17 protein-coding genes are annotated in these 21,911 nt (G+C 64.8%); 13 read left to right on the top strand and 4 right to left on the bottom strand.

What is annotated here, in order from left to right; translation table 11 throughout:
* Positions 1-11 precede the first annotated feature (11 nt).
* On the bottom strand, positions 12-2,372 hold the full coding sequence (locus AC3ANX_RS16460) for a TonB-dependent receptor (RefSeq protein WP_488334313.1): 2,361 nt from the start codon (positions 2,370-2,372) through the stop codon (positions 12-14).
* 194 nt (positions 2,373-2,566) lie between these two features.
* Between AC3ANX_RS16460 and AC3ANX_RS16455 the strand changes: the two genes are divergently transcribed.
* The 4 genes from AC3ANX_RS16455 to AC3ANX_RS16440 all read left to right on the top strand — a co-directional run bounded on the left by AC3ANX_RS16455 (position 2,567) and on the right by AC3ANX_RS16440 (position 8,477).
* A complete protein-coding gene (locus tag AC3ANX_RS16455; RefSeq protein ID WP_488334312.1) occupies positions 2,567-3,313 on the top strand; it encodes a GntR family transcriptional regulator in 747 nt (248 codons plus the stop codon).
* 804 nt (positions 3,314-4,117) lie between these two features.
* Positions 4,118-5,155, top strand: a complete 1,038-nt coding sequence (locus tag AC3ANX_RS16450) for a serine hydrolase domain-containing protein (protein ID WP_488334311.1) — start codon at positions 4,118-4,120, stop codon at positions 5,153-5,155.
* Positions 5,156-5,259: 104 nt separating this feature from the next.
* Positions 5,260-6,894: a carboxylesterase/lipase family protein gene (locus tag AC3ANX_RS16445; protein ID WP_488334310.1), complete on the top strand. Its 1,635-nt coding sequence runs from the start codon at positions 5,260-5,262 to the stop codon at positions 6,892-6,894.
* A complete protein-coding gene (locus AC3ANX_RS16440) occupies positions 6,885-8,477 on the top strand; it encodes an AMP-binding protein (protein WP_488334309.1) in 1,593 nt (530 codons plus the stop codon). The genes AC3ANX_RS16445 and AC3ANX_RS16440 overlap by 10 nt, the downstream gene beginning before the upstream one ends.
* Before the next feature lie 3 nt (positions 8,478-8,480).
* Here AC3ANX_RS16440 and AC3ANX_RS16435 read toward each other — a convergent pair whose 3' ends face one another.
* Positions 8,481-9,719 carry a serine hydrolase domain-containing protein gene (locus AC3ANX_RS16435; protein ID WP_488334308.1) on the bottom strand — a complete coding sequence of 413 codons (1,239 nt, stop codon included), beginning with the start codon at positions 9,717-9,719 and terminating at the stop codon, positions 8,481-8,483.
* Between the two features lie 155 nt (positions 9,720-9,874).
* On the opposite strand from AC3ANX_RS16435, the gene AC3ANX_RS16430 reads away from it, so the two are divergent.
* The 3 genes from AC3ANX_RS16430 to AC3ANX_RS16420 all read left to right on the top strand — a co-directional run bounded on the left by AC3ANX_RS16430 (position 9,875) and on the right by AC3ANX_RS16420 (position 12,740).
* Positions 9,875-11,167, top strand: a complete 1,293-nt coding sequence (locus AC3ANX_RS16430) for a spinster family MFS transporter (protein WP_488334307.1) — start codon at positions 9,875-9,877, stop codon at positions 11,165-11,167.
* Positions 11,164-11,811: a glutathione S-transferase family protein gene (locus tag AC3ANX_RS16425; protein WP_488334306.1), complete on the top strand. Its 648-nt coding sequence runs from the start codon at positions 11,164-11,166 to the stop codon at positions 11,809-11,811. The genes AC3ANX_RS16430 and AC3ANX_RS16425 overlap by 4 nt, the downstream gene beginning before the upstream one ends.
* A 104-nt stretch (positions 11,812-11,915) precedes the next feature.
* The gene (locus tag AC3ANX_RS16420) at positions 11,916-12,740 is read left to right on the top strand and encodes an NAD(P)H-dependent oxidoreductase (protein ID WP_488334305.1); all 825 of its coding nucleotides are present in this window, start codon (positions 11,916-11,918) and stop codon (positions 12,738-12,740) included.
* A gap of 242 nt (positions 12,741-12,982) precedes the next feature.
* On the opposite strand, the gene AC3ANX_RS16415 is transcribed toward AC3ANX_RS16420, so the two are convergent.
* Positions 12,983-14,599 (bottom strand): amino acid ABC transporter ATP-binding/permease protein, encoded by a 1,617-nt coding sequence (locus tag AC3ANX_RS16415; protein WP_488334304.1) that lies wholly within the window; start codon positions 14,597-14,599, stop codon positions 12,983-12,985.
* Positions 14,596-16,236 carry a thiol reductant ABC exporter subunit CydD gene (gene cydD / locus AC3ANX_RS16410; protein WP_488334303.1) on the bottom strand — a complete coding sequence of 547 codons (1,641 nt, stop codon included), beginning with the start codon at positions 16,234-16,236 and terminating at the stop codon, positions 14,596-14,598. Before cydD ends, AC3ANX_RS16415 begins: the two co-directional genes overlap by 4 nt.
* Before the next feature lie 104 nt (positions 16,237-16,340).
* Between cydD and AC3ANX_RS16405 the strand changes: the two genes are divergently transcribed.
* The 6 genes from AC3ANX_RS16405 to AC3ANX_RS16380 all read left to right on the top strand — a co-directional run bounded on the left by AC3ANX_RS16405 (position 16,341) and on the right by AC3ANX_RS16380 (position 21,851).
* Positions 16,341-17,912 carry a cytochrome ubiquinol oxidase subunit I gene (locus AC3ANX_RS16405; protein WP_488334302.1) on the top strand — a complete coding sequence of 524 codons (1,572 nt, stop codon included), beginning with the start codon at positions 16,341-16,343 and terminating at the stop codon, positions 17,910-17,912.
* Positions 17,913-17,925: 13 nt separating this feature from the next.
* Positions 17,926-19,065, top strand: coding sequence for a cytochrome d ubiquinol oxidase subunit II (gene cydB / locus AC3ANX_RS16400; protein ID WP_488334301.1), 1,140 nt, complete (start codon positions 17,926-17,928; stop codon positions 19,063-19,065).
* Between the two features lie 13 nt (positions 19,066-19,078).
* On the top strand, positions 19,079-19,192 hold the full coding sequence (gene cydX, locus AC3ANX_RS16395) for a cytochrome bd-I oxidase subunit CydX (RefSeq protein WP_488334300.1): 114 nt from the start codon (positions 19,079-19,081) through the stop codon (positions 19,190-19,192).
* Between the two features lie 72 nt (positions 19,193-19,264).
* Complete coding sequence (locus AC3ANX_RS16390) at positions 19,265-20,785, top strand: PAS domain-containing sensor histidine kinase (protein WP_488334299.1); 1,521 nt, start codon at positions 19,265-19,267, stop codon at positions 20,783-20,785.
* Positions 20,778-21,392, top strand: coding sequence for a response regulator transcription factor (locus tag AC3ANX_RS16385; protein ID WP_488336977.1), 615 nt, complete (start codon positions 20,778-20,780; stop codon positions 21,390-21,392). Before AC3ANX_RS16390 ends, AC3ANX_RS16385 begins: the two co-directional genes overlap by 8 nt.
* An 81-nt stretch (positions 21,393-21,473) precedes the next feature.
* Positions 21,474-21,851, top strand: a complete 378-nt coding sequence (locus AC3ANX_RS16380) for a response regulator (RefSeq protein WP_488334298.1) — start codon at positions 21,474-21,476, stop codon at positions 21,849-21,851.
* Positions 21,852-21,911: the final 60 nt, after the last annotated feature.

The raw sequence follows: 21,911 nt of genomic DNA, 5'->3' as shown, positions 1-21,911 counted from the left end.
GGCGGAGAGCGTCACCACTTGTAGGAAACGCTGCCACCAAAGGTCCGCGGCTGGCTGAAGCGGGCCGACAGCGGGAAGCCCGCCTGCTGGAACTTGAGAGCCTGGAAGATCTGGTTGGTGAAGTTCTTGATGAAGAAGGTGGCTTCAAAGCGCTTCACGTCGATCCCAATGTTCAAGCTGAACAGATCGAAGTCGGACAGGGTCAGGGCAGGGGTGGCGGCCGTGATCGAATCTTGGATACCACCTCGCTGGCCCGTGTAGGTGACGTTGCCGAATGCCGTGATCGTGTCCGTCACGCTGTGGCGGTAGTTTGCGCTGGCCGACATCGTCCAGTCCGGAATTTGGGGAACGTCGGACGCGAGCGTCGGCAGGCCGGCGATGCCGCTCGGCAGTTTAGCATAGATGGCACGCTGCCAAGAGGCGTTGGCTGACAGCGTCAGCGAACCGTCCGCGATGTTGAAGCGGCTGTCGACGGCGCCTTCAACACCTTTGGCGTGGATCGTGCCGGCGTTGACGTTGAAGGTTTGCTGTCCGGTGCCGCAGGCGTTGCTGACGGTGCAGCCGTCAGTGATGCTGGCGATCGCGTCCTTGGTCCGTGAGAGATAGCCGTTCAGGCGCACGTAGATGTTGGGCGTGACGTTCGATTTGATGCCGGCTTCGTAGCTGATCGTCGTCTCGTCTCCATAGCTGAACTGGTATGGATTCGGTGCTCCCGCGACGAAGGTGCCGTTGTTCACGCCGCCGGCGCGATATCCGGTGCCGACCTTGGCATAGAGCAAAGTGTGGGTGGCGTTCGGCAGTTTGTAGCTTGCGGTCACCGTCCAGGTCGGCTGCGTCGCCTTGAAGCCGAAGTCGGTCAAAGGCTTGGTGATCGTGTTCGTATATAATGCGTAACCGATCAACGCCGCCGACTTGTCGTCATGCGTGACGCGGCCCTCACCGTTAAGTGAAAAATCGCCGAGCGTGTAGGTCAGCGAAACATAGCCCGCGTACGACCGGACGCGCTGCTTCGTGCGATTGTCCGTGCCGAACGCCAGCGGGAACACCGCTGGGCAGTCGATCGCGGTGGGGATCGCCTTGATGCACACGGGTTGAGCCGGTGTGCCCGTGCAGAGCGCGGATGTCGCCGTAAGGCGGCAGGGCGAGGTCGCCGAGGTTACCCGATACTGGTCGTGCTGTTCGAGATATTCGCCACCGGCGATATAGGAAAGGTGGCCATCCAAAGCCGTGCCGGTCAGGTGAAGATCCTGATAGAAGCTCCGCTCGCGGACGTCGGTCGTCACCTGTGCGAACGGATAGGCACCGATCTCGCCGAGCGACTGGAACATCGCCTCAGTCGCCAGATCGATATTCGAGCTCGAATATTGCTGGCTGGAATGCCAATGGTTGTACATCGTCGTCGATTGCAGCGATGCGAAGCCGAGGTCATAGCTCGCCAGCAGCATCGCCCGCTGCTCTTTCTGCTGCATGCCGTCGATCGTGCTGTGCGGGATGGTGAAGCGGTCGCTGAAGTAGCCGCGCGGGATTTGCGGGTTCACGCCGCCTCCGGGGACGATCGACGCATTCGAGAAGGTCGGAAGCTTCATGTCCTGACCGTCTGCCAAGAGCGTCACGTCGAGGGGGCCGTGCCGGTAGCGGACCTGGGCTCGTGCCGTGTAACCGCTGGTATTGTCGTAATATTTACCGGCGTTTGGATCATAGTAGAAGCCCTTGGACTGACCATAGACTTCGCCGCCGAGACGCACGGCCCAGTCGTCGCCGAGCTTCTGATTGACGACACCGGCGAGGCGCCCCTGCTCCAGGCCTCCGGTGTAGATGGCGCGGACGGAGCCCGAATTTTCAAAAGCGGGCTTCGCGAGGACGAGGTTGACCACGCCGAATTCAGAATTGCGCCCGTAAAGGCCGCCCTGCGGTCCCTCGAGCACTTCGACGCGCTCGATGTCGAAATAATCGAGTTGCTTGAAATTGCGGCCGCCGAGCGTGCTGCTGCCGATATAGGCGCCGTTCACATAAAGGCCCACCGCCGCGTCTGCGCCCGTGGCACGCTGCGTCCCCGAACCGCGTATCGAGATCTCGGAAAGATTCGAGGCCGTCAGATTGTTGAAGCGGACGCCCGGGATGGTGCTCAGCAGGTCGCCGGTTCCAACGATGGGTCCTTTTGCTGCAAGCTGCTGACTCGTAATCGCCGAGATCGTACCCGGGATCGTCTTGATGCTCTCCTCGCGTTTGCGCGCGGTGACGATGATGTCGCCCACGCTGGCGCCCGTCTGGTCCGCTGTGGCGTCGACACGATCGGTTGCGCCGTTCTGTGCGACCGCCGGACTAGCCGCGGCGAGCGACAGCATGGCGGTGGTGGCAAGAAAGCCTCGCATGCATCCTCCCTCTTTAAAGGCGCTCGTTCACGGCGCCGCACAAGCTTTGTCACAGAATCGTTGTGCAATGCAAATGAATTGTCCGACGATTATTGGCTAGGTGCGACGGGGGGTTGCCGTAAAGATTGCTGAGCAATACAGGAAATTGCGAGCATTTGGCCGCTTGCTCTCGGCCGTAAACGATCCAGGAGCAGATGAGTTTGGCAGAGGCGGTGAAAGCGGGGCTGGCAGGCCGCGACGACAAGTCCGGCGGTGCTGCTTCAGTAAGTTCGGACGATATCGCTCATGCGCTCCGCGTGCGTATCCAGAACCGCGAGCTGGTTCCGGGTGATTGGCTACGCGAGGCGCGGCTGTGCTCGGAATTCGGTGTCGGTCGTTCGACAGTCAGGCGCACGCTGCGGACGCTCGCGGAAGACGGCTTGGTCGAAATTGAGGAAAACCGAGGTGCACGCATCTCTGCGACCACTGTAGAAGAGGTTTTCGATCTCTATGAGGCGCGAGCCGCGCTTTATGGCCTCGCGGCCCGCTTCGCATGCCTTCGTGGCACGCCGGTACAGATCTCCCGCATGTTGGCGATGATTGATCAACTGCTAAACGAGGCCAAAGATCGGGCGCCAGCCGCACAGATCATCGAAACGAGCGAAGCGATCTTCAGCGCCATGGCCGAAACCGCGAGCGCAGACACGCAAAGAATGATCGAATCTGTTCGACGAAAGACCCGCTTCCATTATTCCTATGCCGCGTTGGCGCTCAGGGAAGGCGGTGGCCCCTACGAATATTGGCGCCAGGTGCGTGGGGCGCTTCGCGTCCGTGACGCGGACGAGGCGAGCGAAGGCGCGCGCCAGATCCTGTATTTCATGCAGAAGGAGGTTGCCCGCATCATGCTTGCGCATGGCACGCGGCTTCCGACGGATTTTCCCCTTTCCACCGCCGGCGCCTGACCTGAGCCATCGCCAACCAATAGGGGCACATCGCTGGTGGCGCCGCTAACGGGTCCGTGCACGCCAGTGGTGGCCGAGCGCGATGCCCTGTTGCAGCGCCGGGCGTCGACCTCCCGGACTTGCATGCAAGCGGTGGCAGGCCGACTCTGGGGCTCGCGGCATCGCGTGGTGCTTAGCACTCACCTCGCTCCAATACGACGTTCGCACCCCCATATAAGAGTGGTGGTCCAGCAGGTCGCAGAGATCGAAATGGCCTGCTATCCTGGGCACCGAGCGATACCGAAGGGGGCCGGGGATCATGGCTTCCGCGACGAAATCATGGTCGAATAGGATTCAACGCCGAAGATCCACACCATGGATACGGTGCGTGCCGTGCCCGCGTACTGGAGGCGAGGCCCAAGGACGTATCGCTTCGGACAGGATCGTCATCCACATCGACTCCGCTGGCTAGCGGGACACCGCGCACACATCCCCCGCAGCGGCGCACGCCGGGCGGGTCATCAGAGGCTCGCACTCGCGTCTGGCTGAGCGATAAACTTATTGTTCGACGATTCTCAAAATAGCACGACAAAAAGGTTGCGTCGGGGCGCGCATTTCATACAAAAGAGAACCGGTCGATGCGTGGCAGCCCCGGAAGTACGGAGCACCCGCAAGGAGCGAAGGAGTTTTGGTCGGTATCATGGAATTCGCCATCTCGATGTGACGCGGAGGCGTCGGCCGCCATTCTGCGGCACGATTGACCGCGTCGTGCCCGATCGATCGGGCCGGTTCCAGCACCTCCAGAGCCTGAAAGGGAGAGGGTAGATGGGTAAATTGTCCGTTCGCATGCCAGCGGCAGCAGCTTTGCTCTCGCTGTTGGCGGCGATCTCCGTACCGGTAGTGACTCCAGCCACCGCGCGGCAGGCATCCACTTCGCCCGTGATGGATCAACTGCTCGAATATGTGCACCATCAGAACACGACGGGTTTTCTGGTCATCCAGAACCGCAAGGTCGTGATCGAGAAGAACTGGCCGGCGCCGGACGATCCGCGCTATCGGCTTTTCACCTACGGGCAGAATAAGGACGGTGCGCTTCTCGAGGATGTCGCCTCGCAACAGAAGAGCTTCGTTTCGATGCTGGTCGCGATCGCGATCGACAAGCATCTGATCGACGTGCAGCAGCCGGTTACCGCATACATCGGCGCCGGCTGGTCCAAGGCATCGCCTGAGCAGGAGGCGGGGATCAAGGTCATCAACCTGCTCAACATGAATTCCGGTCTGGGCATCGACTATCGCTACGCGGCACCGCCCGGCGCGGTTTTCCTGTACAACACGCAGGTCTATGCGGTCATCAAGCGCGTGCTAGCTGCCGCCGCCAAGCAGCCGCTCGAGACGATCACGCACGACTGGCTGACCGGCCCGGCCGGGATGACCGATACTGCGTGGCGGAAACGACCCGCGGTTTTCGTTGACGTCGGGAATCCGACAGGCCTGGTGACCTCGCCGCGCGACGTCGCGCGCTTCGGCCAGATCGTTCTGGACCGGGGGCTCGCGACGAACGGCAGGCGCATCGTCTCCGAAGCGAATCTCGACGCCATGTTCGACCGCTCGGTGACCAACCCCGCTTATGGCCGGCTCTGGTGGCTAAACGGCAGCGCTTACACGATGCGCCTGACCGGCCGGCATGAGGGGCCGCTCATCCAGGCGGCCCCTGCCGATCTGGTCGGGGCGTTAGGGGCGCTCGATCGCCGGCTGTTCGTGGTGCCCAGCCGAAAGCTGATCGTGGTGCGCATGGGCAACGCCGTGAACGACAAGGACTTCGATCAGCAGCTTTGGCTGCGATTGAACAAGGTGATCGGCTGAGGCTCACCGGGTCGAACGACCGAAGACCAGCGGTCGGTTGCGATCGCGGGACGATAATCCGCCGACGCCGGCTCTGCGGTGCTATGGCTGGAGGGGGATCAAGGATGGGACAGGGGTTCTGCAGCGCGATGGCCGCCCTGCTGCTTGGCGCAAGCGCCGTGGCGGCAACGCCCGCGCCGGTCGTCCGCTCGCCGGCGGGCATCGTACGGGGCGTCGAGATTGACGGCGTGGAGATGTACAAAGGCATCCCCTACGCGCAGCCGCCTGTGGGAACACTGCGCTGGAAGGCTCCTGCGCCGCTCGCTCGCTGGAGCGGCGTACGCGATGCTCGCGTGTTCGGTGCCGCCTGTCCGCAACCACCATTCCCTAAGACCAGCATCTACCTGGAGAGCTATCCGGCAGAGAGCGAGGACTGCCTGACGCTGAACGTCTGGGCTCCGGTCGGGGCGAAGCACGCGCCTGTGCTGTTCTGGATCCATGGCGGGGCCCTGCTCGCGGGATCGTCGCAGGAAAGCATCTTCGATGGTGCCGCCATGGCGAAGCGTGGTTTGGTGGTGATCTCGATCAACTATCGCCTCGGCGTTCTCGGCTTCCTGGCGCATCCCGAACTGAGCGCGGAATCACCGCACGGCGTCTCCGGCAATTACGGTTTTCTGGATCAACTGGCGGCGCTGCGCTGGGTCCAACGGAATGTTTCAGCCTTCGGCGGGGACCCGGCGAAGGTGACGATCGCCGGGGAGTCAGCAGGCGGCGTCAGCGTCGTCAATCTCTTGGCCACTCCCTTGGCACATGGGCTCTTCGCACGGGCGATCGCGCAGAGCGCCGGCCTGATGAGCATGGCCGAACTGAAGCGCCCATCGTTCGGCGTTCCATCGGCGGAGGGCACGGGCGAGCGTTTTGCCGCCGCCATGGGTGCGAAGCACGTGTCCGACTTGCGCGCCCTTAATGCGTCTTCCTTGGTCATCGCCGCCGCACGGGCAGGCTTCGTCGCCAGCGGCACCTTGGACGGATATATGTTCAGGCGACAACTGATCGATACCTTCGATCGGGGCGAACAGGCGCGCGTCCCCATCCTCACCGGCTTCAACAGCGGTGAGATCCGGTCCCTGCGCCGCTTCCTGAGCACGCCGCCGGTCGATGCGGGCCATTACGAGGCGACAATTCGCGATAGATACGGAGATCTGGCCGACAGCTTCCTGGAGTTCTATCCGTCGGGGGACATCGACGACAGCATGCTCGCGGCAACGCGCGACGGTCTCTTCGGTTGGACGTCGCAACGCTTGGTTCGCAGCCAGGCTAACGTCGGCGTAGCGGCGTTCCTCTACTACTTCGATCATGGCTACGAATCTGCGGACGCGGCCGGCTACCACGTGTTCCACGAGAGCGAAGTGCCCTATATTTTCGGCACGATCAACAAGACGCCGGTGAATTGGCCGAAAGTGCCGAGCAACGAGGGCGAGCGGGCATTCTCGGATGCGATGCTCGCTTATTGGGAGGCGTTCGTTTGCACAGGCATACCCAGCGCGCCGCGCCAGCCGGCCTGGATGCCGTTCTCCCAGAACGGTTCCTACATGCATTTCACCGATGCGCCGCGCCCTGCCGTGCACCTCATGGATGCGCAGTTTCGCCTTCACGAGCAGGTCGTCTGTCGACGGCACGCGGCGCGCACTCAGCCGTGGACAGCAAATGTCGGTGTCGGTGCGCCCATCCTTCCCCCGAACGCGGAAAAATGTCGATGATTGACGGATCCATGCAGTCCTTCCCGCTGACGCTGAACGCGATCCTCGATCACGCGGCCAAATGGCACCCGGACACGCAGGTGGCGACCGCGCGTCCGGATGGCTCGATCGCACGGATCGGCTATGCCGGTCTGCGCGCGCGCGCGCTCCGCGTATCCCGCGTCCTAGATGCTCTCGGAACACGCTTCGGCGACCGCGTGGCGACACTGGCGTGGAACACGCAAGCTCATGTCGAGGTCTGGTACGCGATCATGGGCATGGGCGGGGTCTGCCACACGCTGAACCCGCGACTGACGCCGGCCGACCTCGCGACGATGCTCGTCAAGTCCGAAGCTCGGATCCTTATCGTCAGCGCCGATCAGGTGCCGCTGGCAGACCGTGTGATCGCAGACGCCCCGTCTGTCGAACGCATCTTGGTCATTGATGGTGACGACTTCAGCTCTTCCATCGGCCATATCAAGCTCACCGCATTGGAGCCGCTGATCGCTCAGGAAGACGACCAATTTCGGTGGGGGAGGTTCGACGAAAACGCACCCTGCGGACTCTGCTTCACGTCCGGGTCGACAGGCGCGCCGAAGGGGGTAACCTACACGCATCGTGGGAACTTCCTGCACACGTTGCGCCTCCTCCAGGCCGACGTGCTGGGCACCACCAGCGCCGACGCCGTGCTGCCGGTGGTGCCGATGTTTCATGCGAGTGCCTGGGGCTTCCCGTTCGCAGTGCCGGCGAGTGGCGGCAAACTCGTGTTGCCAGGTCGGCACACCGACGGCGCCAGCCTGGCTCGGCTGATTGCCAGCGAAGGCGTGACGGTCGCGGTCGGCGTACCGACCGTCTGGCTCGGGCTGTGCGAACATCTCGAAACGACCGGTGAAAGGCTGCCGTCTTTGAAACGGATCATCTCCGGCGGGGCGTCGCTGCCGCCTGCATTGATGCGGCGCCTGGAAGATCAGCTCGGCGTCATCGTCCAGACCAGCTGGGGAATGACCGAGATGGCACCCGTCGGCGTCTTTGGGGTCCTGAGTGATCCAAACCGCGATCCTCATGTTTCCGGCCGACCCGCGCTTGGCGTCGACCTCATGCTGGCCGACGAGAACAGCGTGCCGCTGCGCGACCAGCGCAATCAGGAGGGACGGCTGCATGTCCGCGGCGGTGCCGTGATCGAGCGGTATTTTGGACAGGATCTCCCCGCGACCAACGACGACGGCTGGTTCGATACGGGCGACCTTGCGCGGATCGACGACAAAGGTAATCTGCAGATCACCGGTCGCGCAAAGGATCTCATCAAGTCGGGCGGCGAATGGATCAATCCGGCTGAGATCGAAGCTATCATCTGCGCGCTGCCGCAGGTGAGCCTGGCGGCGGTTATCGGCCGCAATGACACAAAATGGAGCGAGCGGCCGATCCTCGTGGTGGAATTGCGGGAGGGGGAGGCGATCACCGACGCGGAACTGCTCGGTTCGCTCAAGGGCCGTGTTGCTTCCTGGTGGGTGCCCGATGCCGTAATCCGGCTGCCGGCTATCCCGCTGGCGGCGACAGGTAAGATCGACAAAATCAGCCTGCGCGCGCGCTATCGTGATGGCTGAGCGTCAGGTCAGCGCCGAATAGACCAAGGTCTTCAATTCGCGACGGATCGCATAGGTGTTCGATGGTCCCAACTGGGTCATGAAGATCGCGTGGATCCGTTCGACGGGATCGATGAAGAAAAAGGTTGAGAACATGCCGCCCCAGTAAAATTCGCCGACCGAGCCGGGGATCATCGCCAAGGCAGGGTTCTGCGTCACCGCGAATCCCAACCCGAACCCGATGCCGGCATTCTGCGTCTCGCTGAACATCGAGCGCGACAGGCTGGCCAGATCCGATCGTCCTGGGAGATGGTTTGCGGTCATCAATTCGATCGTCTTGCGGCCGAGCAATCGCACGCCGTCGAGCGTCCCCTTAGCGGCCAGCATGCGACAGAAGCGGTGGTAATCCAATGCGGTCGAGATCAGCCCGCCCCCGCCGGAAATGAGACGTGGTGTCTGCAACCACCTGCTTTCGGCACCGCGGTCGTAGAGTAGCCGGCCCTTGTCCTGCGTGAACAGGTAGCAGTCCGTCAGGCAATCGACCTTGTTCGCCGGCACCGTGAAGCCGGTATCGTCCATACCGAGCGGTCGGAAGATGCGATCGGTCAGATATTGGTCGAGCGGCATGCCTGAAATGCGCTGGATCACCGCGCCGAGGACGTCGGTCGAGACCGAATAATTCCACGCCTCGCCTGGCGAGAATTCGAGCGGCAGGCTGGCGAGCCCGGCGACGAACTGATCAAGGTCGTTGCCACCATACCAGCCGTCCACGCGATCGGCGTCCACCTTGTCCGCCCGATATGCCGCATCGACCGGAGATATGTTCTGGAAACCGTAGGTAAGGCCCGACGTATGTCGGAGAAGGTCCAGCATCCGCATCGGGGCGGTGGCGGCCTTTGTCTCGAACCGCGCGTTTCCGACAGTTCCTGCATAGACCGCGACGTCGCGAAACTCGGGCAGCACATCTTCCACCAGCGTGTCTATGGCGACCTGACCCTCTTCGACCAGCATCATGAAGCCGACGGTGGTGATCGGCTTGGTCATGCTGGCGATGCGAAACATCGAGCGTTCGTCGATGGGCTTCGGCGAATCGTCACGAGCTGCACCCAGGCTCGAGAAATGAACAATCTCGTCATCGCGACCGATCAGGATCTGCGCGTTCGGCAGCCGCCCGCTCGCCAAATATCGTTGACAAAAAAACGCGTCGATCCGGTTGAGCCGCGCGGCATCGAAACCCAGCGCACTGGATGAGTTGGTCGGCATCTCTCTCGCACCTCTTGTGTCTTTCGGCTGAGCCTATTGATGGACGCAGCGGTACGCAAGCTGATTGTCAAACGATCAGCAGTTGATTGTTGTACAATAGGGTTGATACAACGCGCTCGGAGAGGCTCGAACGAAGCTGCCATGAAGGAGGGTGAATGCACGAGCGTTCCGCACAGGTCGGCGTTCCCCGGCGGAGCGCCTATCGCTTCGTCGTCGCTGGCGTTCTGGCCATCGTCTACGCCTTCAATTTCATGGACCGGCAGATCATGGCGATCCTGCAGGAACCGATCCGGGCCGAGTTCGGGTTGAGCGATGCGGAGCTCGGCCTGCTCACCGGCTTCGCCTTCGCGCTGTTCTATTCGAGTTGCGCCATCCCGGTGGCGTGGTTCGCCGATCGCCACCGGCGGGTTCCGCTCATCGCCATGGCGATGGCAGTATGGAGCTTCTTCACGGCGGCCTGCGGCCTCGCGCGGAGTTTCCCCCAGCTCGTCCTCGCGCGTCTGCTGGTCGGCGCGGGCGAAGCAGGTGGGGCAGCGCCCGCCTACAGCCTGTTGTCCGATTATTTCGGGCCGGGGGAACGGGGAACGGGTCTTGCGATCTATTCGCTGGGCGTGCCGATCGGCTCGGCGTTGGGAGCAGCGGTAGGTGCTGCCGTTGCAGAACGCTACGGGTGGCGCATGGCCTTCGTTGCCGTTGGCGCACCGGGCATTCTCCTCGCTATCGCGCTGCCGTTGATCATTCGCGAGCCGACGCGCGGCGGGTTGGATGCCCAGCCAGTAGCAGCGGCGGCGCTATCGATCCCGCAAGCGATGCGGGCGTATTTCGCCGATCGGACATTGCTGCTCGCGACCTGCTCCACGGCGACGTCTGCCTTCGTCGGGTACGCGCTGCTCGCCTGGAATCCCTCCCTGCTCAAGCGCGTGAAGGGCATGTCGCTCGACGAGGTCGCGCTCTACTACGCCTTGGTGCTTGGGGTCACCGGGTTCGTCGGAACATTTACGGCTGGTTGGCTGGCCGACCGTCTCGGCAGGCGTGATCGGCGATGGTATGCCTGGCTCCCGGCGGTCACTTTCGCGTTGATGATCCCGGGCATCGTCGGCGCCATCCTCCTGCCCGGCTGGAGCGCGGCCTTGACCTGTCTGGCGCTGCCGACGCTGTTGCTCAACATGTATCTCGCGCCCGCGCTGACCGTAGTTCAAGATCGGTCGCCCCCGCAGCGACGGGCGATGTCCGGCGCCATCATGGCCTTCATCGCGATTCTGGTCGGCTCGGGCGGCGGACCTCTCTATCTCGGCACGATCAGCGATCTCGCGAAACCGGCCTTTGGCAACGCTTCACTGCTCGTCGGCTATGCCGCGTTGCTACCGGTGGTGCTGGTGACCATCGGCCTGCACCTGCTGGTGGCTCGGTCGATGCGTGGAGACAGCACTTTCGGGGAAGCAAAATGATCGAACTCTATCATTGTGCCGGTACTCGCTCGTTTCGCGCCTTATGGGCGCTTGAGGAAATAGGCATCGCATTCAGACTTCACGTCCTGCCTTTCCCGCCGCGGGTGAAACAGCCGGAATTTCTCGAGCGCAATCCGCTGGGAACAGTGCCGTTGCTAATCGACGGCGATGTGCGAATGACCGAATCTGCGGCGATCCCGCAGTATTTGGCGACACGCTATGGACCGACGCCGCTTGCCGTTGACGTGAACGAGCCAGACTATGGGCTGTGGCTCGACTGGCTGCACCGGAGTGAGGCGACGCTGACATTTCCACAGACGATCGTTCTGCGTTATCGCGACCATGAACCGGAGGAGCGGCGTTTGCAGCAGGCAGTCGACGACTACACTCAATGGTTCTTCTCACGTCTGCGCCACCTCTCACGCGCGCTGGCCGATCGCGATTGGCTTTGCGGCGGACGGTTTACGATGGCGGATCTCTGCGTGGGCTATGCGCTTCTTTCGGCGCGGACGATCGGACTCGATTATAAATTCAGCCCTGCAATTTCCGCGTATTGGCAGCGACTGTGTACGCGTCGCGCGTTCGTGGCGGCCACCGTTGCCGAGACTGTTCAGAACGAATCTAGATCGCGCTCCTCAGATTAGCAGTCGCCCAGCCTCAGCGCGCTTTGGTATAACATCCGTATAATTGCGGATCGATTGCACGTCGGAGAGCCGCGATCCTGCCTCGATCAAGCGAGGAGGATGACGTGAATAGCATCACCATTGCACGCGTGGACGTGAGCCGCCCACGAAGGGATCCGCAGGAGAGGATCACCCCCGCAACCAGATCAAGGTCGGCACCTATCGAGCACCTTGTTGTGCTGGGCCATCCGGCGCCGGGCAGCTTCAACCACGCAATCGTCGACACGTACCGCGAGACGGTTCGCGCTTGTGGGCAGATTACGATCGTACGCGACCTCTATGCCACCGGGTTCGACCCCCGGCTGCAAGCCAGCGAGCGGCCGGGCGTGGAAGGGTATCGCATCCCGGACGATGTGGAGGCGGAACTGGAACTGGTCCGCCGGGCGAGCGTGATCACGCTCGTGCATCCGATCTGGTTCGGCGCACCGCCTGCCATCACGATCGGCTATCTCGACCGCGTGCTTGGCGCGGGACTAAGTTCCAGCGACATTCGCAAGGGCAATCGCCACGGCTTGCTGGAGGGCAAACAGCTCCTGATCCTGACCACGTCGGGCGCTTCGACACCGTGGCTCGCCGGATGCGGGCAGTGGCATGGGCTGCGTGAAGCGTTCGACTTCTATCTCGAGTCGATCTTCTCGTTTTCAGGCTGCGAGCACGACCATTTCGACTCGATCGTGTCGCCGTTGCTGCCGACCTACGCCGCGGAATGTCTGGGCCGGGTCGAGGAACGCGCCCGCACTACCTGCGCCACGCTGCTCAGCGCTCAGCAGGCGCGGCGGACGCGTGCGATCCTGAGCTTGCGCACTGAGCCACGGGGTTCCCGTCGGGATTTGGCGATACAGCAAGCCGCAGGAAATCTGGGACGAGACCTGCCACCGGATCAAGGATGACGTTCTGGCCGAACCCGTTTGATAGCCGCGCATCACCGATGTGCATCGCGTGGCGAACCTCATCGCTATCATCGAACGCGATGCGTGTGGACATCCGCGACCGCATCGTCGCTTCGTGCGAGCGCGAGATCACCGGGAACACCTGCCCGGGCGGCTCCGGGCGTGCCCCATCTTGAGGGACAATATCGTCGGGTTCTGACGATACCATCGCCGGAGCGGTACGACGGCGGTTCCGGCATCCGCTATGCCGCTTGCGATACCGCACCAGGCTCGGCCGACATCGTGCACCGTATCTCGCACAGCGCGATCAAGGCGCGGCGATGGCTGACCACGACGAGACCCTGATCCGTTCGCGCGATCCGCCTCGTCATCCGCGCCAGAAGCTTCCGCTCGGTCTCGGCGTCCAGACCCTCGGTGGGTTCGTCGAGCAGCAGCCAGGGTGCGGGCTTCAGATAGGCGCGCGCCAACGCCAGCCGACGGCGCTCGCCGCCGGACAGGCGCGCGCCGTTCTCGCCGATCCAGCTATCGAGACCAAGTGGCAGTCGCTGCACGACCTCATCGACCGCAGCGTCCTTCAGCGCATCCCAGATCACCGCGTCATCCGCCGTCGGAGCGGCGAGCAGCATGTTCTCGCGGACGGTCCCGGCCAGAAGCTGCGCATCCTGCGGCATCCAGGCGAACATCGCGCGCCGGGTTGCGACCGACAGCGACGCCGCGTCCGTGCCGCCGAGGGCAACGGTGCCGGCGGCAATCTCCCGCAGCCCGATCAGCCCCTCGATCAGGCTGGTCTTCCCACTGCCGGATGGCCCGGTGATCGCGATGCGCGTGCCGTTCGGAGCGAGTGGCCTGCACGCCGGGAGGGTCAGGATCGGCGCCACCGGCCTCCCCTCATGCGCCCGCCGAGCCTCATGCACGAACAGATCGTCCAGCCGGCGCAGCGCCTCGGCGGTAACCTCGCGCTCGCACCCGTCGCGCAGCAGCGGGCCGAGACCTTCCACAGCCATGGCCCCGGCCAGAGCGGTCAACGCCGCCACCGCCGCGCCTGCCGGCATGGCGAGCCAGAAGGCGACCACCGCAACCGCCGCGCCGAGCAACGCCGATATCCCGTCGACCAGACCCTGAGCCTTGGCGTGAGCCTCGCGTGCTGCGCCAAGTTCGTCGCCGAGCCGGTCCACGGCGACGGCGACGTCATCGACCATCTGGTAGCAGCGCAGTTCGGCGGTGGCGGCGAACTGCATCGCCAGCATGGCCCTGAGCCGTCCGTCCGCCTGCTGTATCGCACGGCCGGCACCCCGCAATCGCGCGGATGCCGCACGCGCCGCGATCACCGTGGCCAGGCACCCGGTCAGCACGGCCGACGCAGCCGCGTAGCCGCCGAGGAGCGCCATGCCCGAGCCGGTGACGATCGCAGCGACTGCGCACCAGCGCGCCGAGCGCCGCGCCACCGACATCTCGATCGCGGCGACGTCGTTGACCAGCCTCGCGCTCGCCTCGCCGCTGGTGAGCGCCAGCGCCTCGGCCACGGGTGCATCGGTGATCGCCCGGAACAGCGCGGGCCTGACGCGTGCGAGAACGGCGAACGCCGCGCCGTGGCTGGTCAGGCGTTCTCCGTAACGCGCGCCCGTTCGCACGATGGCGAGCGCGCGAATGGCGGTGGCCGGCAGCATGTAGTTGAACGCACGCGCGACGAGAGGGCCGGCGAGCCCAGCGCCTGCCGACATGGTGATGAACCACCCCGAGATGCCGAGCAGCCCGATCGTCGCGATCGACACCGCAGCCGCCAGCAGCGCGGCGACGGCGAGCGGACGGCGGCTGCGCACCGTCTCGCGGCGGAGCAGGTGTTCGATACGCGCGCTCATCGCCCGTTCCTCATGATGATGACCCGGTCGGCGATGGCCGCCAGCCGCGCCGAGTGCGTCGCGATGATCGCGGTACGACCCGCGCACGCCTGCGCCAGCGTGGCGATCATGTTCGCTTCCGAGAGCGGATCGAGATGAGCGGTCGGTTCGTCGAGCAACAGGAGCGGAGCGTCCTTGAGAAGCGCCCGCGCGATACCGATGCGGCGGCGTTCGCCACCGGAGAGGCCGCCGCCGCGCTCGTCGAGCGGGGTGTCGAGGCCGAGCTTTCGTTTCGAAAGCAGCGGATCGAGGCCGGCGCGGTGCGCGGCGGTGGAGATCTCGGCCCGGCTCGCGCCGCTGCGGGCGTTTGCGATGGCATCGGCGATCGTGCCCGGCAGGATCATCGGGTGCTGCCCCGCCCAGGCGGCCGACGCGTCCACGCCCTGCCCCGGCTGTAGCGGTGTTCCGGAGATCGTGACGCTACCTTCGACAAACGGCGTCAGCCCTAGCAGGACATTCAATATGGTGGTCTTGCCGCTCCCCGACGGCCCGACCAGCGCGATCGTCTCGCCGGGCGCGATGTCGAGCGTGAAGTCCGCGATCGCATCGCAATCCGAACCGCTGTAGCGGACCCGGACAGTCTCGAACCGGATCGCGGGCGCGCCGGCGACCGCCGCCATGGGCGCGGGCATTTCGACGTTCACGATCGGCACCAGCCGTTCCGCCGCCGTCTCGGCGGCCTGCCGCTCGTGGTAGGCGGCGGCGAGGCGACGCATCGGCGCGTAGAATTCCGGCGCGAGCGTCAGCGCGAACAGTGCCGGACCGAGTTCAAGATGCTCGGGCGCCGGGAACGGAAGCAGCCCGAGCAGCGAGAAGCCGCAATAGGCGGCGACCAGCGCGACCGACAGGGCGGCGAAGAATTCCAGCCCGCCCGACGAAAGGAAGGCGACGCGCAGCACGTCCATGGTCCTGCGCGCGAGGTCTTCGGACGCCTGTCCGATCCGGCGTGTCTCGCGGTCCTCCGCGCCGAACGCGAGCACGATCGGCAGCGCGCGCACGCGATCGGCGAACAGCGCCGACAGCCGCGACAGCGCGACAAACTGCCGCCTCGACCGATCGGCGGCGGCACCGCCGGCGAGGATCATCGCGGCCACGAACGGGAACAGCGTCACGACGAGGATGAGCGCGCATACGGGGCTGGCGAGCGCTATCGCCGCGGCCACGATCAACGGTGCTACCCCGGCGGCCTTGCGCGCCGGGGCAAAACGCGCCGCGTAGCCCGAAAGCGCTCCCGCCTCGTCGACGGCGGCGGTCACGAGCTGCGCGCTCGTCACCGAACCGCCCATCGCGCCGTTGAGCGCACCGATGACGACCTTGCGGCGCGCCCGGCGCGTGATGTCACGACCCGCTCGCGCGCCGGCGCGTGTCGCCAGCAGCGCAAGGACCGCGCGTGTCACCCCCGCGACGAGCGCCACCGCGAGCCACAGCCAGACCGGCTCGTGCGCGGCGGCATGGGCGACCGCTCCGGCCAGCCCCAGCGCGAAGCCGATCGCGCCCGCTGTGTCCGCAAGGAGCAGGATCGCGGTGGCGTGGGCGCGCGTGTTCATCGCGGCGAGGAACTGGCGCGAGGCGGGCGATGCGGCGGGAGCGGTGGCCATGCCGGCGTGGTAGGCGGCCGCCCGTCCGAACCGAATACGGGACTTCCCGTATATCGGCGCGCAGGGGCCGCAGCGCATTGGGTCGCGCAAAGGAGACCCTGCCCGTGGACCCCAACGTGATCGACCTGTCGCGACTACAATTCGCGCTTACGGCGCTTTACCATTTTCTGTTCGTGCCGCTGACCCTGGGGCTGAGCTTCATGCTCGTCATCATGGAGGCGGTCTATGTCATGACCGGTCGTCAGGTGTGGCGGCAGGTGACGCGGTTCTGGGGCCGGATCTTCGGCATCAACTTCGCCATCGGCGTGGCGACCGGCCTCACCATGGAGTTCGAGTTCGGCACCAACTGGTCGTACTTCTCTCATTATGCCGGGGACATCTTCGGCGCGCCGCTGGCGATCGAGGGGCTGATGGCGTTCTTCCTGGAGGCGACATTCGTCGGGCTGATGTTCTTCGGCTGGGATCGGCTCTCGAAGGTCGGACACCTGTTCGTGACCTTCATGGTCGCGCTCGGGACCAACCTTTCCGCGCTCTGGATCCTGATCGCCAACGGCTGGATGCAGAACCCGGTGGGCGCCTCGTTCAATCCGGCGACGATGCGCATGGAGGTAAGCGACTTCAAGGCTGTGCTCTTCAATCCGGTCGCACAGGCAAAGTTCGTCCACACCGTCAGCGCCGGCTATGTCATCGCATCCACCCTCGTGCTGGGGCTGTCCGCTTTCTGGCTTCTGAAGGGCCGGTGGGTGCCGATCGCGAAGCGTTCGATGACGGTTGCGGCGGCGTTCGGACTGGCGGCATCGCTGTCGGTGGTCGTGCTCGGCGACGAAAGCGGCTACGCGCTGACCGACAACCAGAAGATGAAGCTCGCCGCGATCGAGGCCGCCTGGCATACCGCGCCGGCGCCTGCGGGGCTGACGATCTTCGGCCTGCCGGACACGGCGGCGCGCGAGACCCGCTACGAGGTGCAGGTGCCCTGGGTGCTCGGACTCATCGCCACCCGTAGTCTGGGTGGCACCGTAACCGGCATGTCCGAACTCGTCCTTCAGGCGCAGCAGCGCATCGCATCCGGGCAGATCGCCTATCGCGCGGTGCAACGGCTGAAGCTGGCGCCCGATGACATGGCCGCGCGCGGAGCGTTCGAGGCGCACAAGCGTGATCTTGGCTACGCGCTTCTGCTCAAGCGCTATGTCGCGGATCCTGCCAACGCCACGCCCCGCCAGATCGAGACCGCCGCCTGGGATACCGTTCCCAGTGTGCCGCTGATGTTCTGGTCGTTCCGCATCATGGCCAGCATCGGCTTCGCGATGATCGCGCTGTTCGCCGTCAGCTTCCTCGTCGTCTCGCTGCGCCGCCACGACCGCTATCGCTGGCTGCTGCGCCTTGCCGTCGCGGCGATCCCGCTGCCGTGGATCGCGACCGAGCTGGGCTGGGTTGTCGCGGAGATGGGCCGCCAGCCCTGGGCGATCGACGGCGTGCTGCCCACGTTCCTCGCATCATCGAGCCTGACACCCGCCGCCATTCTCACCACCATCGCAGGGTTCACGCTGATCTACGGCATACTGGCGGTGATCGAGGTGCGTCTCATCCTCCTCACCATCGCGCACGGCCCGGTCGAGCATGATCCCGAAGAGGCCTCGGCCGACACGGCTTTCTCCACCCCGGCGCTCGCCGCCTGAAGGAGCTGCAACAATGTTCGATTACGAAACACTGAGATTGATCTGGTGGGCGCTGCTTGGCGTGCTGCTGATCGGGTTCGCCCTCACCGATGGCTTCGACCTGGGCGTCGCAGCGCTGCTGCCGTTCGTCGCCCGGACCGACAGTGAACGCCGCATGGTCATCAACTCGGTCGGGCCGACGTGGGAAGGCAACCAGGTCTGGTTCATCCTCGGCGGGGGCGCGATCTTCGCGGCGTGGCCCTTCGTCTATGCCGCAAGCTTCTCGGGCTTCTACCTCGCCATGTTCCTGGTGCTCGCGGCGCTGATCCTGCGGCCGGTGGCGTTCAAGTACCGTTCGAAGCATCCCGACCGTGCCTGGCGCACGCGGTGGGACTGGGCGCTGTTCGTCGGCGGGCTCGTGCCGGCGCTGGTGTTCGGTGTGGCGGTGGGCAACGTGCTGGCCGGTGCGCCGATCCATCTGGATGACGACCTGCGCGTGACCTACCAAGGGACGCTGCTCGGCCTGTTCACCCCGTTCACCTTGCTCTGCGGGCTGCTGTCGGTGGCGATGCTGGTCCTTCACGGCAGCGCCTGGCTTGCCATCAAGGTGGAGCACGGCCGCGTGCACGATCGCGCCCGGTTGTTCGGCACCGTGGCGGGGTTCGCCTCGCTCACCCTGTTCGCACTGGGTGGCGCCTTCGTGGCGTGGGGCGGCATCGGCTACCGGATGGTCGGCGCTGCGGATACGCTCGCCCCCTCCAACCCCATGCACACGACCACGCATGCGGTCGCCGGAGCATGGCTGACGAACTACGATCTCCACCCGATCTTCATGCTCGCGCCGGTTCTCGGCTTCCTGGGGGCCACGGTCGCGCTGATCGGGATCAACCGGCGATCGGAGGCGGCTGCGCTGGCGGGATCATCGGCTTCGGCGGCGGGCATCATCGCGACGGTCGGCCTGTCGATGTTCCCGTACATCCTGCCATCGAGTGTCGATGCCCATTCCAGCCTCACCGTCTGGAACGCTTCGTCCAGCGATTCGACGCTTGGGATCATGCTGCTCGTGACGGTCGTCTTCCTGCCGATCGTGCTCGCCTACACGGCCTGGGCCTATCGGATCATGTTCGGACGCGTCACTTCACAAGACGTGGCGACCAATCCCGACTTCTACTAAAAAGGACGGTATCATGTGGTATTTTACATGGGTGTTGGGTGTCGGGCTGGCGGTAGGCTTCGGCATTCTCAACGGCATCTGGCACGAATTTCATCTTCCCGATGACGACGCTCCCGGCACGCGGTAACAGGCGATCGGGCCCGGCACCTCCGCAGGTGCCGGGTTCCGCAATGGGCGGAACGAGGTCGCGCAGGCGGGAATGACGAACAAGACCGATCAGGACGGCACTGCCGAGCAGTTGGCCCGGTTCGTCGAAGCGACGTACGACCGCGCGGTTCTGCTGCTCGACGTCCGTGGCAGAGTTACCGGCTGGACCGTGGGGGCCGAACGTCTTCTCGGCTGGAGCCGCGATGCCATCATCGGACAAAGCGCGGGGGTGCTTTACACCGACGCGGATCGCGCCGACGGCCACCCTGCGCGCGACCTTGAAACTGCCATCGCCCGATCGCCGCATCGCACCGAGCATTGGCGCGTGCGCAAGGACGGTTCCGAGTTCTTCGCCGAAGTGCTGCTGGTGGCGCTGCGCGATGACGCGGGTGCGCTTACGGGCTTCGGCCAGAGCATCGCCGACATCACGCGCCGACATGCGATCGAGCAGGCGCATCGCCAAAGCGAGCTGCATTTCCGCTCGATCCTCGCGACCGTTCCGGACGCGATGGTGGTCATCGACGAGCGCGGGCGCATCCTTTCGTTCAGCGCTGCGGCCGAGCGATTGTTCGGCTATGCGGAAGCCGAGGTGCTGGAGAAGAATGTTAGTATGCTCATGCCCAACCCGGACCGGGAGCGGCATGACGAGTATCTCTCGCACTACGAGCGTACCGGTGAGCGCCGGATCATCGGGATCGGGCGCGTCGTCACGGCGGAACGCCGCGACGGCACGCGCTTCCAGATGGAATTGTCGGTCGGCGAGGCGCGGACCGAGGGGCATCGGATCTTCACCGGCTTCATCCGGGATCTGACCGCCCAGCAGCTCGGCGAACTTCGCTTGAAGGAGCTTCAGGCCGAGCTGATCCATGTGTCGCGGGTCAGCGCGATGGGCACGATGGCATCGACGCTCGCGCATGAGCTGAACCAGCCGCTCGCCGCGATCGCCAACTATCTTGAGGCGGGGCGCGACCTCATCGGCACCGACGGCGTCGAGGAGATGCTCCCGCTCCTGCGCGAGGCGTTGGACGAGGCGGCGCACGAGGCGCTTCGCGCCGGTCAGATCGTGCGTCGTCTGCGCGATTTCGTCGCGCGTGGCGAAACCGACCGCAGTGTTCACGATCTGCCCGCGCTCATCACCGAATCGACGCGTCTCGGGCTGCTCGGCGCGACGCAGCACGGCATCCGGCTGTTCACCGATTTCGATCCGCTTGCGCAGCGCGTCATTGTCGACCGCGTGCAGATCCAGCAGGTGCTCGTGAACCTTCTGCGCAACGCCTCGGAGGCGGTATCGGCTTGCCGCCGCCGCGAGATCACGATCTCAACCCGTTTGCAGGACGCGATGGTCAGGATATCCGTCGCCGACACCGGCAGCGGCATAGACGCAGCGATCGCCCCGAAATTGTTCGAAGCGTTCGCGAGCGGCAAGGAGCATGGCATGGGCCTTGGGCTTTCTATCTCGCGAACGATCGTCGAAGCGCACGGAGGCCGCATCTGGGTCGAGCCGAACGAGGACGGCGGGACGATCTTCCGCTTCACGGTGATGAACGCGGAGGTGGAGGATGACGATGACTGAGGCGCGGTTGGTGCACATCGTCGACGATGAGGAGGCGATCCGGCGATCCGCGGGGTTCATGCTGCGAACCTCCGGCTTCACGGTCAAGACATGGGAGAGCGGCGTCGCCTTCCTGCGCGAAGCGAAGGACGCGGCCGATGGCTGCATTCTGCTCGACGTGCGAATGCCCGAGATGGATGGGCTGGCAGTGCAGCGCGAACTCGCCGCGCGCGGGGTGATGCTGCCCGTGGTGGTCCTGACGGGCCACGGGGATATCGCCATCGCGGTCGAGGCGATGAAGAACGGCGCGGTGGACTTCCTCGAGAAACCTTTCGAGAAAGCGGCGCTGCTGCGGGCGCTGGACGCCGGCTTCCACCGGCTCGACAATGCTGCGAACGACCTTGCCTCCGCCCGTGAAGCCGAGATCCGTGTGGCGCGGCTGACGGCGCGGGAACGTGAAGTGCTCGACGCGATGGCGCGCGGCCTGCCCAACAAGACCATCGCCTATGATCTGGAGATCTCCGCCCGCACGGTCGAGGTGCATCGCGCCAACGTGATGACCAAGCTCGGGGTGTTCAGCCTCTCCGATGCGCTTCGCGTCGCCTTCGCGGCCGGTCTGGGGCGCTGAACCCGGGCAATTACGTAGATACGCCAGCGTCGCAGCGGGCCAGATTGAGGCCCCAACATCGACGGGGCGAGTATGACAGAGTTGAAAACCCACACGCCCGGTCGCTGCGCGTTGCTCGTCGAGGACGATGCCGGCGTCCGTAGATCGCTTCAGCTTTTGCTGCACTGGCGCGGGTATGAGGTTCGCTCATACGCCTCGGCCGCTTCGCTTCTCGACAGCCGCGAGCCGAAGCAGGCCGATGTGCTGGTTGCCGATTATCGCCTGCCCGACGGGGACGGCATAGCGGTGTTGAAAAGCCTGCGCGCCAAAGGATGGGCCGGACGGGCGGTGCTGATCACGGCCCACCCGACGCTGGGACTGATCGAAGCCGCTACCGCCAACGGTTTCGCCGCCGTGCTTGAAAAGCCTTTGCGCCAGCAGGAACTTGTCGCCGCGCTTGCGGGAGCGGCGGGTCCGTAGAATCCACAATGTTCGACGCCTTTTGCTCGGCTCTAGACTTGTGCTGGCACTTTCAGGAGG

The sequence above is a fragment of the Sphingomonas sp. BRN-1R genome, from assembly GCF_057748035.1.
The sequence above is the reverse complement of the archived record's forward strand: the minus strand, read 5'-3'. Positions and strand labels throughout refer to the sequence as shown.

Excerpts from the sequence above, each read along its gene's own strand:
- AC3ANX_RS16460 (WP_488334313.1), bottom strand. The coding sequence starts at position 2,372 with ATGCGAGGCTTTCTTGCCACCACCGCCATGCTGTCGCTCGCCGCGGCT.
- AC3ANX_RS16455 (WP_488334312.1), top strand. The coding sequence starts at position 2,567 with ATGAGTTTGGCAGAGGCGGTGAAAGCGGGGCTGGCAGGCCGCGACGAC.
- AC3ANX_RS16450 (WP_488334311.1), top strand. The coding sequence starts at position 4,118 with ATGGGTAAATTGTCCGTTCGCATGCCAGCGGCAGCAGCTTTGCTCTCG.
- AC3ANX_RS16445 (WP_488334310.1), top strand. The coding sequence starts at position 5,260 with ATGGGACAGGGGTTCTGCAGCGCGATGGCCGCCCTGCTGCTTGGCGCA.
- AC3ANX_RS16440 (WP_488334309.1), top strand. The coding sequence starts at position 6,885 with ATGTCGATGATTGACGGATCCATGCAGTCCTTCCCGCTGACGCTGAAC.
- AC3ANX_RS16435 (WP_488334308.1), bottom strand. The coding sequence starts at position 9,719 with ATGCCGACCAACTCATCCAGTGCGCTGGGTTTCGATGCCGCGCGGCTC.
- AC3ANX_RS16430 (WP_488334307.1), top strand. The coding sequence starts at position 9,875 with ATGCACGAGCGTTCCGCACAGGTCGGCGTTCCCCGGCGGAGCGCCTAT.
- AC3ANX_RS16425 (WP_488334306.1), top strand. The coding sequence starts at position 11,164 with ATGATCGAACTCTATCATTGTGCCGGTACTCGCTCGTTTCGCGCCTTA.
- AC3ANX_RS16415 (WP_488334304.1), bottom strand. The coding sequence starts at position 14,599 with ATGAGCGCGCGTATCGAACACCTGCTCCGCCGCGAGACGGTGCGCAGC.
- cydD (WP_488334303.1), bottom strand. The coding sequence starts at position 16,236 with ATGGCCACCGCTCCCGCCGCATCGCCCGCCTCGCGCCAGTTCCTCGCC.
- cydB (WP_488334301.1), top strand. The coding sequence starts at position 17,926 with ATGTTCGATTACGAAACACTGAGATTGATCTGGTGGGCGCTGCTTGGC.
- cydX (WP_488334300.1), top strand. The coding sequence starts at position 19,079 with ATGTGGTATTTTACATGGGTGTTGGGTGTCGGGCTGGCGGTAGGCTTC.
- AC3ANX_RS16390 (WP_488334299.1), top strand. The coding sequence starts at position 19,265 with ATGACGAACAAGACCGATCAGGACGGCACTGCCGAGCAGTTGGCCCGG.
- AC3ANX_RS16385 (WP_488336977.1), top strand. The coding sequence starts at position 20,778 with ATGACTGAGGCGCGGTTGGTGCACATCGTCGACGATGAGGAGGCGATC.